Here is a 10,508-nt window from a genome sequence, read left to right on the forward strand (position 1 = left end):
GCAACCTCGAAGTGTACTCAGGATGACAGGGTTTATTGCATATTTTGAAAATTGTCACCCTGAGCCAGGTATTGCCGATCCGTTTGAATCCAAAAAAAATCCTGATGATCCGCGTCCAATGGTCCTACACCACTTCGCCGTCCACCGCGTCCATAAAGCTTTTCAGCTGGGGCGACTCCATGACCTCGCTCTTGCGGCGGTCTATCTCATCCTGCCGGCTCAGGCGCTGGGGGGCCTCCTTGACCTGCGGCGTCGGGGAGGCCGGGCTTTTTTCGACCTGGCAGACCACCTTGAGCTTCTGACCCCATAATTTCAGGGTCTCCTCCTGGATCAGCTCCTGGTAGATCTTGTCCTCCAGCGATTTCTTGTGGAAGTTGGCCTGCGGGCCGAAGCTCAGGATAAGACTTCCGTCGCTGACCCCCACCGGGCGGGCCGAGGCCAGGCAGGTCCCGGCGGTCATGTGCCGCTCCTGGACCGCTGTTATCAGGCTCTGCCACAATGATTCGAAATCCCGGCTCACCGGCTGCGGTGGAGCGGTGTATTCGGCCGGTTCCTCCTTTACCGGGCTGACATCCAGCTTGGCTGATTTGACCGGCTTTGCGGCCGGGGCTTCCTCTTTATCCGGATCGCCCCCGCCCTGGTCCAGCAGTTTTATCACTTCCTCCAGCCGGACGGTGGAATCCATGTTGCAGAGGCGCAGGCAGGCCATCTCCAGTATCAGCCGGGCCTGGGAACTGCGCTTCATGGTGGCCTCGGCCTCGATCAGAATGTTGGCCATCCGCAATATATCCCGGTCATCCAAGCCTGCGGCTTGTTTGGTATACTTATCCACTTCCTCGGGGGTCATCTCCCCGGCCGCGGTCCGGCCGGAGCCGGCGGCTATCAGCAGCAGCTTGCGCAGGTGGGCCAGCCATCCCAGGATGAATTCCTGCAGGTCGTAGCCGCCGACGGCCACCTGATCGACCAGCGACAGGATGCCCGACTTGTCGTGGGCCCGCACCAGCTCCAGGGTCTTGAAATACATCTCCTCGTCCACCAGGCCCAGCACCTGCCGGGCGTCATCGGCCTTGATGTCGTTGCCGCTGAAGGCGATCAGCTGGTCCATCAGGCTGATGGAATCGCGCATGGAGCCCTCGGCCTTCTTGGCCACGATATACAGGCACTCGTCATCGGCCCTGACCTCCTCGCCGGACAGCATCTTCTTGAGATGGGCCACTATCTCGTTCAGCTGGATGCGGCGGAAATCGAAGCGCTGGCAGCGGGACAGGATGGTGATGGGCACCTTGTGCACCTCGGTGGTGGCGAAGACGAAGACCACGTGGGCCGGCGGCTCCTCCAGGGTCTTCAGCAGGGCGTTGAAGGCCTCCTTGGTCAGCATGTGGACCTCGTCGATGATGTAGATCTTGTACTTGCCCTGGGTGGGGGTGTATTTGACGTTCTCCCGCAGGTCGCGGATCTGGTCGATGCCGCGGTTGGAGGCGCCGTCTATCTCCAGCACGTCCATGCTGCGCGAGCCGGTGATCTCCAGGCAGGAGGTGCACTGGTTGCAGGGGGTCTCGGTGGGCCCCTGGGCGCAGTTGAGGGCCTTGGCCAGGATGCGGGCGGTGGTGGTCTTGCCCACCCCCCGGGCCCCGGCGAAGATGTAGGCGTGGGCGGTGCGCTTGGTGCGGATGGCGTTGCGCAGGGTGGTGGTAACGTGCTCCTGACCCACGATCTGCTCGAAGTTCTGGGGCCGCCACTTGCGGGCTAATACAAGGTAGGACATAGCTATCTATAATAATTACTAATGTCTAAATTCTAAACTCTAAATAAATATCAATTACCAAAATTCAAAACAGCTGTTTGAGATTTGTACCTTGAATATTATTTAGGATTTCGAAATTAGGATTTGGAGGTTAACAAAAGAAGGGCCAGGCTTATCCGATAACAAGGAGAGATCTTGCGTACCGTTGCTACCTTCCGGTCCTGGCGGGGTTGGCAGTCTTCGCTTCCATCGGGCCCGGCCCATATTCAATTTTATCAGAGCGGCGGGGATTTGTCAACGATTGGCCGTTACTGCACCCCCACCTTGAACAACCCGCCCACCGCCGACAGGATCAGGATGAAGACCGCCCAGCAGCCGAACACCGTCCAGTAGCTTTTTTTGCGGGGCGCCCCGGAGAAGACCGAAAAGCCGAGGGCCATCACCACCAGCGACCAGATGGTGAAAAAGTCGATGTGGTTCAGCAGCCGCAACAAAAATCCGCTGTCCATATCGGCCGGAAGCAGCAAACCCAGGGAGGTGCTGACCTGGGAGGTCTCCTTTAGGAACATCAGCGGGACCTTGAGGATGGCTCCGGGGATGCCGATCAGAGAACTGTAGACCGCGGCGGTGAACATTTCGGTGAACTTGGCCTTGTGGCCCAGCATGGAGAATATCCACCAGAAGATCAAGCCCACCAGCAGCAGCCCGGCCGGCATCAGGATCAGGTTGCTGGCCAGCCCGGCGATCAGGGGGATGGGCCCGCTCATCTTGGCCTGGATGGCCTCCACCTGCTCCGCCGGGATGTCGGGATTGCCGGCGATCTTGGCGGCCTGCTCCGGCATTATTATGGTGGGCAGGATGATGGCCGTCACCACCAGGGTGAAGACCACGCTGACGATCAGGGGTATCAGCCAGCGGGGCTTGTCCTTCATCCCCTCGAAGACCTTATCCGGCTGGTAATAGATGCCCAGAATGTCATTAAGCCATTTCATTTCCCTTCCCTCCTCTAAATATGATTTTTAACACAAAGGCTACTAAGATCACAAAGGTTATACTGAAAGCACTGGTATAATTTACCGCAAAGACGCGAAGTCCGCGAAGTTTAAATTAAATTTTTCTTGGCGCTCTTTGCGACTTGGCGGTTCAAAAGCAACTCGGCTACCTGCACCGCGTTGGTAGCCGCGCCTTTGCGCAAATTATCGGCCACCACCCACATCACAAAGGCGTTCTTTCTGACCGGGTCGGGCCGCAATCGGCTGACATGGGTCATGTCGGAATCCTTCAGCTCGGCCGGGGTGCAGAAACCCTTTTTATCATAGACCACGCCCGGAGCCTTGGCCAGCAGGTCTTCGACCTGCTTTAAAGAGCAGTCCCTCCCGGTCTCGAAATAGACCGACTCCGAATGCCCGTTCATCACCGGGACCCTGACCGTGGTGGCGTTGACGGCGATATTTTTATTGTGCAGTATCTTCTGGGTCTCGCGGACCATCTTCCACTCCTCGCCGCTGTAGCCCAGCTCGGAGAAATCCGATATCTGGGGTATGACATTCCCGGCTATTTGCCTGGAAAATGGCGATCCCCGATCTCCGATTCCCGATTTCCGATTTTCCAGTCCCAAGGCTTCCACCCCCGCCCGTCCCGCCCCCGACACCGCCTGATAGGTGGACACCACTATCCGTTTGACCCGGTATTTTTTATATATGGGCGCCAGGGCCACCACCATCTGGATGGTGGAGCAGTTGGGGTTGGCGATAAGCCCCCGGTGTTTTTTGACATCCTGAGGATTGACCTCGGGAACGATCAGCGGCACGCCGGGATGCATCCTGAAATCGGAGCCGTTGTCTATCACCACCGCCCCGGCCGCGATGGCCTTTTGGGCATACCGCCGGCTGGCGCCCTTCTCCCCTTCGGTGCCGGCAAAGAAGACGATGCCGCAGCCGGAGAAGTCGGCCCGCTCCACCGATGCCACCGGATAATTTTTCCCCTTGAATTTGATCCGCCGGCCGGCCGACCGGCTGGAGGCCCACAATTTGAGCCCGGCCAGGGGAAAGCTTCTTTCCTCCAGAACCTGGAGTATGGTCTGCCCCACCAGCCCGGTGGCGCCCACCAAACCTATTGTCATCGATCCCCGGGTCATTCCAGCGGTCGGGATTTAAGGGCCACCTCGGCCATCACCAGGATGGAGCACTTGCCCATGGTCTCCCCTTCGGCCGGGCCGTCATTGGCCTTGTTCACCCCCAGCAGGGCGGTGAATCTCTTGGGCTCCTGGCTGCTTTCCGGCAGAAGTGAGCCGTCCACCCAGAAACTGCACTTCTCCTTGATGCACTCCGACTCCTCCGGTTTCCTGATGAACCTGATGGGACAGATCATGGTGCGCCTCCATTTATTGGTTGGGAAAAGACTGCGTTACCTTTACCACCGAGACACGGAATATAAGACTGGCGAAGAACATCCCTTGTGTCATTCCCCTCCCGCATCAAGTGCGGGATAAATTCCGACGGGAATCCACCAAAAATCTGGATTCCAGCTCCCCGCCTTCGCGAGGACAAGCTTCGCTGGAATGACAGGGACGGGTATGATAATGATCCGTGTTTATCCGTGTCCTAAAAGATCATCCTATGAAAGCCCGGTGCAAAGCCAGCACCGCCTTCTCGATGTCCTGGCGGGCCACGAAGCAGGTAAGCTTGGTCTGGCTGGTGGTCATGCCCTCGATGTGGATCTTCATTTTTCCCAGCTGGGCCAGCATCTTGGCCATCACCGCCGGCTCGCTGCCCACCCCGCTGCCGATCAGCGACACCGCGCCGATATCGTCATTGACGTACAGCCCGGCCCCCTTCATTTTCCTCAGATTCTTCTCCATGATCTCTTTGGCCGCCTTGAGGTCCGCCTGGTTGACGATGAAGTTTAGGTCGGTTTTGCCGTCGTCGCCCCCGCCGTGGAAATAGGACCGGATGTTGATCCCGGCCCCGGCCAGCTGGGTCACCACCTGGCTTAGCAGGACGCTCTTCCTTGGCACCGCCTTCATGGCCAGCATGGCCAGAAATTTATCGTGGGCAATGGCTTTGACGACCACCCTCTCCATCTTAGAACCTTTCCCTACTATCGTTCCCGGTTTATGGTCGAAACTGCTGCGGCAGACCAGCGGCAGGCCGTACTTGGCGGCCAGCTCCACCGCCCGCAAATGAAGCACCTGAGCCCCGCAGCTGGACAGCTCCAGCATCTCATCGAAGGATATCCGTTTTAACGGCCGGGCGCTTTTGACCAGCCGGGGGTCGGCCGAAAAAATGCCGGAAAAGTCGCTGTAGATCTCGCAGGCGTCGGCCTCCAGGGCCACCGCCAGGGCCACCGCGGTGGTGTCCGAGCCGCCCCGCCCCAGGGTGGTGATCTCCCGCGCCAAACTGACCCCCTGGAACCCGGCCACGATCACTATGCTATCATTTTTAAGGGAATCTTTCAAGCGTTCCGGTTTTATTTCCAGGATCTTGGCCCGGGTGTGGCTGGAGTCGGTGATGATGCCCACCTGCGACCCGGTGAAGGAGACCGCCTTCTCGCCCAGTTCGTAGATGGCCATGGCCAGCAGGGCCATGGATATCCGCTCGCCGGTGGTCAGCAGCATGTCCATCTCGCGGCGCGGCGGGTCGGAGGATATCTGGCGGGCCAGGGCGGTGAGGTCGTCGGTGGTGTCGGCCATGGCCGAGACCACCACCACCACTTTGTTGCCCCGGCGCTTGGCCCGGACGATCCGGGCGGCCACCGCCTTGATGCGCCGGACGTTGGAGACCGAGCTGCCTCCGTATTTTTGGACGATTATCGGCATAACTTTTACAGGTTTAACATGGTTTAACAATTTATATTATCCCTAACGTTCCGGGTATAATATTCCATTCCAGGCATCAGATGGTGCTGAATTGAATTTGGGCCGTAGCCATCCGGGAATAAAAGTCCAATTCTCTTCTTCGTTTTCCCGAATAATCGATCAAACGATCAAGTCCCGTCCAGAGGCAGAACCATCCGCCGGGCTCGAATAACACCAGGAGCAGCTGAAGGTAGTATCTTTCGGAATTTAAAAAAGTGATGTAACTGGCAAAGATCATCAGGGCAATGCCCGACAGGGTCAAAATGACAGCATTGCGAATGCCATTTTGCCGTTCTTTCGTAAAGTGATTGCATCTTTCCGTGAAATAAATCTGCAGGCGCTGGGCGATTATTTCTTCATCCTGTTCGTTCCTTGTTCCGGCCGGCAGCTGCAGCCGCAGGATCATTTCTTTGCCTTGCTGGTCGGCAACCACTTTCCTGACCTGGGCGATGAAATCGTCCGAGACGGTGCGTTTAAGATACGATCTTGGATCGAAATCGGAAAACAATTCATCCAGGGAGTCCAGCCAAATGTTGACCACGTCCCGTTTCGGCAAGGTTTTTTCCCGATCAATGTTTTCCGGGGATCTGTTTGATCGATCCATAGCAGAAAAACCTTATAGGGAGTTAATTATATTTCTTTTTTAGAAAACAGGTTTTATCTGTTTCAAAATAATCGTCAGCAGCGGGAACACCGCGTAGGTATCCGGCATGGCCCCGGATTTAAGACCCTCTTACTGTGCCGTTATTATCAATATTGTCAATTAACTCTTTTGCTAATTTTCTATAAACCTTATTTACTGAGCTTTTAGAAATGTCTGTGTATACCTCTAATAACTTTTTATCCGGCTCGTCAAATACTGAAATATATTGGGAGAAATCCTTTTTTTGATCGTCGTTCTTTTGTTTATACATTTCAAGAAAACCATATGGATTATTTTGAATTGCTTTAACAATAAAATCCGGCATTGCTTCCCCTAATTCAGCATTTGTCATTATATTACTGTTCAATTTAATCAATGCTGAAATATAACATGTATCCTTTTTGCTTTCATTTGACATTATTTGAAACGCCTTCCAAACCAAACTGTAGTTTTCATCGTCTGTAAACAGCTGTGAAAAAAGAGCTTCTCCGGAAAAATAATCATAATCAGAATAAAGTTTTACCAATATGTCAGCTTGCGATTTACTTAGTGACTTTTTTGCTGTTATCTCAAGCAGTAATTGCTTTAACTTATTATTAACCTCATTATATCTATTTACGTATTCTTGGGAAGTTAATATTTCTAGACGTTCAATTTGTTCATCCAGTTCTTTGCTATCTTTTGCCGGAAACCATTCATAATAAAATTGACAAATTGACGCACTGTCATCTGGAAATACTTTTACGGCTTTCTCTAAAATATTCTTAAATTTTAAAGACGCATTATTTGTTGCATTTATATTCTTTATTGTATCGTTATTATTTGATTTATTACTACAGGAATAAATCAAAACTGTAATCAATATTAAATATGCTATTTTTCTCATTCTGATAAACCATCTATTTCAATATAAACGTCATCACCAGAGCGAACACCGCATAGGTCTCCGGCATGGCCCCGGCCACCAGCGCGTTCCCCAGCGTATTCTTCCCCTCCTGTATGCTCTTTATCCCCGCGGCGCAGACGATCCCCTGGTACCAGGCGCTGATCATTAATATCACGCTGGCGATGGCGGCCTTGCCGGCCACGGTGTAGGGATCGGTGGCGAAGCCGTTGAGATTGGTGAAGAATATCACCATCCCGTAGATCCCCTGGGTGGAGGGCATCAGGGCCACCGCGATGTTCTTGTAAAAGTTCTCCTCGCCCCCGGCCAACAGGGCCTGGAAGGAGATCACCAGCCCGATGGCCGAGCCGGTCAACGCCAGCGAAAGGCTTAAACCCATGGCCATCTTGGCCAGCAGCGGAGCCCAGCCGAAGGTGGCGGGGGCCTCCTGGCCCAGGGCCGGTGCGGCGGCCATCAGCGACAGCAGGAACAGGGCCGGGATCAAAAGTTTCTTTTTCATGTCTATCCTCTTTCGGTTTTGAAGGGTTTGTATTCTATGCCCCCGCCCTGGAAGAAATTCTTAAAAGCCTCCACAAAATGGAGCCGGGCGGAATGGACCGTGCTTCCCAGTATGGACAGCGCCAGGTTGAAGCTGTGGCCGGCGATCAGTATCAGCACCGCCAGCGGGATGCCCAAGACCGGCCCGGCCGAGCCGTAGACCATCCCGGCCAGCTGGTTCATCACCGAGGCGATGGCCGAGGTGGCGATGCCCAGCCCGAACAGCCGGGCGTAGGATAAAAGATCGCCGATCAGCCCGGTCAGCCCGTAGATGCTCCACAGGCCCAGGCCGATCCGGGCCAGCCAGTTCTTGTGATCGGAGGAGAACAGCAGCGTCAGCAACAGCCCCAGGGTAATCAGCCCCGAACCGGCGAAATAGAGCATTTGGCCGTATGATGCGCTCGCAAACCAGATGTTGCGGCTGACCAGGGTCACCCCGCCCCACAGGACCAATAGTGTGGCCAGCTTCTGCAGAACGCCCTGAAAGTTCGAAGCCTGGAGCATCCCCAGCAGATAGGAGAAGGAAAGGTGCAGCACCCCCAGCCCCAGGGCCAGGTAGAAAAACAGCATGGGGTTTCCCACCCCCACCGAAACGTCCAACAGTATCCACTGCCGGCTGGCGAATTCGTAGCCGAACACCGAGCCGGTGATCAAGCCCACCACGATGGTGGAGACGGCGAAGGCCTGGCATAGTTTTAACGGCAGAATAAGGGCGGGATTTTTTGGCCCCAGCTTCTTTTCCATCAAATGGGCCGCCAGCAGGAAGACCAGCCCGTAACCGGCGTCGCTTAAACAGATGCCGAAGAACAGTATCATGAACGGCGCGAAGAAATACGAGGGGTCTATGTCCCGGTATTGGGGCAGGCCGTAGAGTTTTAACAGCGGCTCGATCCGCCGGATGAACCGGTTGTTCTTCAGCAACAGCGGCGGCTGTTCGTCGTCCGATGGTTTTCGCATCTCCAGCTTTAAGGGGATGCCGCTGTCGCTGACTGTTTTCTGCAAAAGGGATTCATTTTCGGACGGCAGCCAGCCCTCCAGCCCGAAAAGATATTCCTGGGAATGCAGGGCCGCGATGCCGTGCTCCAAGGTCGCCCGGTTGAGCGCCTCTGTATACTGTTTTTTGACCGCCTCCCTCCTGCCGGCCAGCCCGGCCAGGGTTTTTCCGACCATCTCCTGCTGCTGCGTCAAGCTTTGCTGTTCCCGGCGGGCCTGCTCCAGGCCCATCTCGGGCCAGCCCAGCAGGACGGCCTGTGGTATTTCCAGCTCGGGACGATGGGAGATGACGAAGAACAACGGATATTTCTTCTGCGACACCACCTGGAGATAAGCGTCCTGGGGGATCTTTACCGCCTCCGGGTCCTTCTGGGCCGCCCGGTAGCGGTTGACATACAGCCCGTGGCGGCGGAGCTCTTCGGCATGAGCCGGGTCGAAGTCTCCCCAGGGCTCCAGGTCGGATATCATATTCTCCAGGTGGGCCAGCCGGGCGGATATCTCACCCAGCCGGTGGGTCAATGTTTCGACCCGGGAGACCAGCTGATCGTCGGGTATCTGATCATCGGAGATGCCGTCCCGGTTGGCGTATCTGTCCAGCGCCTTCAGGACCGCATCTATTCTTTTAAGCTCCGGCAGGTCGGCGATCTTGGAAACCTTTTCCCTGGGCAGGTCGATATGCACCACTCCGGCGCTTTGCAACAGGGCCATGGCCCTCTCCCTGGCCTGGGAAGGGCCCACCAGGTAGATCCGTGTCATGGGGGCGATGGACAATTAAGGTGCTCCAAAAGGATTTTATTTGATATGCAGAAGTCTCTGTGAAATAAACCACGGACGGCTGGGTACCGACCTAACCCCTACCCCTTCCCCGCAGGGGAAGGGAAGCTTGCTTCCCACTCCTGGTAGGAGGAAAAATGGGGCGGACGTTGCTTTCAGTACCACCGACCCCACCCATTCCCTCCCCTCGAGGGGAGGGAAGCCGTCAGGCAGGGAGAGGTCCGGGTCGCATCAGCGCTGCTGCGGCCAATAATCAAGGTTTGGTTCCCGGTGCCCCGCCTTCAACGGTGCTGATTCGGCTCAGGCGGACGCCCGGAATTTGCTGTGAGTTACACAGGATAACATTGCGTGTTCGGCAAATTCAGTCCGCCGGATATCACGGCATCGAAGCGCCGTTGGGCGGATGAGTTCTTTGCCACTTTCTTTGAAGAAAGTGGGGAAAGAGACCGACTGCTAAAACGACACCGCGCTTAGCCGCTTGGCCGCCTTGGCCACCCCCACCGCCACCGCCCTCTGGTCCTGCAGGTAGACGTTGATGTGCCGGATGGCCTCCCGGCAGTCCGGCATCAGCCGCTGTTCGTAGAGGTTGATCCGCTGGCTGGTCTTGCGCAGCCCCTCGGACAGCAGGGCCTCCTGGTCCCGCAGGAATCTCAATTCGGTCTTTAAGTAGATTATATTACGGGCCGCGTCCCGGACGGCCTCGAAGGAATAGGGGGTGTCGAAGAAGCCGTAGGCCGGCTGGCGGAAGACGATGCCGTCCAGCTGCGGCACCTTCAGGCCGGCGAAATTCTTGACCGAGCTTTTCAGCTGCTCGATCTCCAGGAACGGCACCAGTAGGCCCTCCATCTCCCGGAACAGCGGCGAGAATGATTCGGCCCCTTTCAGCGAAGCCTCCAGCTGAAGCGACTTCTCCCTGATGGCTTTCCGGACCTGGGACTGCTGCAGCAGAAAGAGCTGCTTCCGGGCCTCCAGTGCCGGCAGGAACCGCTGATAGGTGCCCAGCTTCTGCTTTTGCTCCCTGAGGGAGACCTTATTTAGCTTGATATTCTCCGGCATA

General features: G+C 55.9%; 10 protein-coding genes and 1 other RNA gene. All 11 read right to left on the reverse strand.

The features are described 5' to 3' along the window. Nucleotides 1–124 precede the first annotated feature (124 nt). Nucleotides 125–1,765 carry a DNA polymerase III subunit gamma/tau gene (gene dnaX / locus RDU76_07750; GenBank protein MDQ7798818.1) on the reverse strand — a complete coding sequence of 547 codons (1,641 nt, stop codon included), beginning with the start codon at nucleotides 1,763–1,765 and terminating at the stop codon, nucleotides 125–127. Between the two features lie 140 nt (nucleotides 1,766–1,905). Next, nucleotides 1,906–2,005, reverse strand: an RNA gene (gene ffs / locus RDU76_07755) — signal recognition particle sRNA small type. Between the two features lie 47 nt (nucleotides 2,006–2,052). Next, on the reverse strand, nucleotides 2,053–2,736 hold the full coding sequence (locus RDU76_07760) for a YIP1 family protein (protein MDQ7798819.1): 684 nt from the start codon (nucleotides 2,734–2,736) through the stop codon (nucleotides 2,053–2,055). A gap of 110 nt (nucleotides 2,737–2,846) precedes the next feature. After that, nucleotides 2,847–3,866, reverse strand: a complete 1,020-nt coding sequence (locus RDU76_07765; GenBank protein MDQ7798820.1) for an aspartate-semialdehyde dehydrogenase — start codon at nucleotides 3,864–3,866, stop codon at nucleotides 2,847–2,849. 11 nt (nucleotides 3,867–3,877) lie between these two features. Beyond that, a complete protein-coding gene (locus RDU76_07770; protein ID MDQ7798821.1) occupies nucleotides 3,878–4,114 on the reverse strand; it encodes a hypothetical protein in 237 nt (78 codons plus the stop codon). Nucleotides 4,115–4,355: 241 nt separating this feature from the next. Further along, nucleotides 4,356–5,561, reverse strand: a complete 1,206-nt coding sequence (locus RDU76_07775; GenBank protein MDQ7798822.1) for an aspartate kinase — start codon at nucleotides 5,559–5,561, stop codon at nucleotides 4,356–4,358. Nucleotides 5,562–5,637: 76 nt separating this feature from the next. Next, entirely contained in the window at nucleotides 5,638–6,156 is a 519-nt protein-coding gene (locus RDU76_07780) for a hypothetical protein (protein ID MDQ7798823.1), read from the reverse strand. A 166-nt stretch (nucleotides 6,157–6,322) separates the two neighbouring features. Continuing rightward, nucleotides 6,323–7,129 (reverse strand): hypothetical protein, encoded by an 807-nt coding sequence (locus RDU76_07785; GenBank protein ID MDQ7798824.1) that lies wholly within the window; start codon nucleotides 7,127–7,129, stop codon nucleotides 6,323–6,325. A 13-nt stretch (nucleotides 7,130–7,142) separates the two neighbouring features. Further along, nucleotides 7,143–7,646, reverse strand: a complete 504-nt coding sequence (locus tag RDU76_07790; protein ID MDQ7798825.1) for a hypothetical protein — start codon at nucleotides 7,644–7,646, stop codon at nucleotides 7,143–7,145. Nucleotides 7,647–7,648: 2 nt separating this feature from the next. Continuing rightward, nucleotides 7,649–9,448: a V-type ATPase 116kDa subunit family protein gene (locus RDU76_07795; GenBank protein MDQ7798826.1), complete on the reverse strand. Its 1,800-nt coding sequence runs from the start codon at nucleotides 9,446–9,448 to the stop codon at nucleotides 7,649–7,651. A 456-nt stretch (nucleotides 9,449–9,904) separates the two neighbouring features. Continuing rightward, on the reverse strand, nucleotides 9,905–10,507 hold the full coding sequence (locus RDU76_07800) for a V-type ATP synthase subunit D (protein ID MDQ7798827.1): 603 nt from the start codon (nucleotides 10,505–10,507) through the stop codon (nucleotides 9,905–9,907). Nucleotide 10,508 lies beyond the last annotated feature (1 nt).

The sequence above is a fragment of the Candidatus Edwardsbacteria bacterium genome, assembly GCA_031082425.1.
In the GTDB taxonomy this organism is placed as follows: Bacteria; Edwardsbacteria; AC1; order AC1; family EtOH8; genus UBA2226.